This window comes from Mesorhizobium sp. M0340 (assembly GCF_040321535.1).
Taxonomy (GTDB): domain Bacteria; phylum Pseudomonadota; class Alphaproteobacteria; order Rhizobiales; family Rhizobiaceae; genus Mesorhizobium.
Map to the genome: position 1 here is coordinate 1 of NZ_JAMYRR010000071.1, position 1,339 is coordinate 1,339.

At 61.8% G+C, this 1,339-nt stretch carries 1 protein-coding gene; it reads right to left on the minus strand.

From position 1 onward, the window contains the following. Window positions 1–72: 72 nt before the first annotated feature. Entirely contained in the window at window positions 73–1,302 is a 1,230-nt protein-coding gene (locus tag NKI79_RS33095; protein ID WP_352807493.1) for an ISNCY family transposase, read from the minus strand. Between the last annotated feature and the right edge of the window lie 37 nt (window positions 1,303–1,339).

Genomic DNA, 1,339 nt, shown 5'->3' on the forward strand with positions numbered 1-1,339 from the left:
TGTCGGTAGCAAATCAAGTTGTCCGGTTTGGTAGCACATCATTTGTCCGCTTCAGTTTTGCGTCGAAGCGGTTCACGCGGCTTGCCCGGTGCGGCAGGTTTCTTGGATTGTGGCGCCGTCGGGCGTGTATCGGGCGATGCGGCGGGGCCCGTGGAAGACCGCGAGCGTCCCATCGGGGTATTGCCTGACCTTGACCGCGGCTTTGACGAAGTGATGTCGGATCGGGCTGTGCGGGAGTTGTAATCGCATGCGCGCGAAGGCGACTGTGTTGTCGCGGGCAACGACGCGCTCCTCCTCGATGCACAGGATCTGGGCCAGTTGCTGTGGGTCGGCGGCGACAAAGGCGCTGTCTTCGACCGCGGGCGGTTTGGCGAAGCGGGCATTGTGAGCTGGCAGATAGGTCTGCGCGATGAAGCGGTTGGCGGCCTGGATATCGGCAATGCCGGCCAGCGCCAGTTCTTTCGGCAGCCGATCCTGCAAGGTCGAGAACATCCGCTCGGAGCGCCCCCTGGCTTCAGGCGAATAGGCCGGGATATGCTCGATGCCGAGGTGCCGCAGCGCTCGCCCGACCTGGGTCAGCCGGCTCTTGTCGACCGCCTCGCCGGCCTTGAGCGTCACGAAATAGTGGCTGCCGCGATCGCTGTAGAGGCTAGACGGCAATCCCTTGGCGACAAAAGTCTCCAGAAGTCCCTGAAAGCTCGACGCCGTGCCTTCCTCCTCAATCAGGAAGGCCGAATAGATCGTGCTCGTGGCGTCGTCCAGCGTCACGATCAGATCGAGCATCGGCTGACCCTCCAGCCAGGCATGCCGGCTGCCATCCTGGTGCAGCATCATCCCCTCACACGGCTTCCTCTCGCGTTTGCGCCGGTGAGCACCGCGCCGCTTGGCTCGCTCCACCAGGCCCGCCGCGTGCAGCTGCGTCTTGATGAAGGTGTAGCCCCAGCTGAAGTCGTGATCGCGTATCAAGTGCTCGTGGAAATGCTTCACATTCCACCCCAGGTAACGATGACGATAAAGCTCCAGCATCTCCTCAATCGCTTCCGCAGGCACCCGACGCGTCGAAATCTTGCCCAGCCGGCGGTCGCGTAAGCCATCCTCCCCAGCCTCTTCGTACCGGTCGCGGTAACGTCGAAATTGCCGCTCCGACATGCCCAGCGACTCGCCTGCCTCCATCATCGAAAGATCGCCGCCATTCCAGCGCCTCAAAACGTCTCGAAACTTCTGCATTCTCCGGCCCTGTAGCCATGCCGTCCGTCTCATCCCCAGCCTCCCTTTGGCTGGCGATAAAACCGGACAACTCATGTGCTACCTAATCCGGACAACTCATCTGCTTACGACA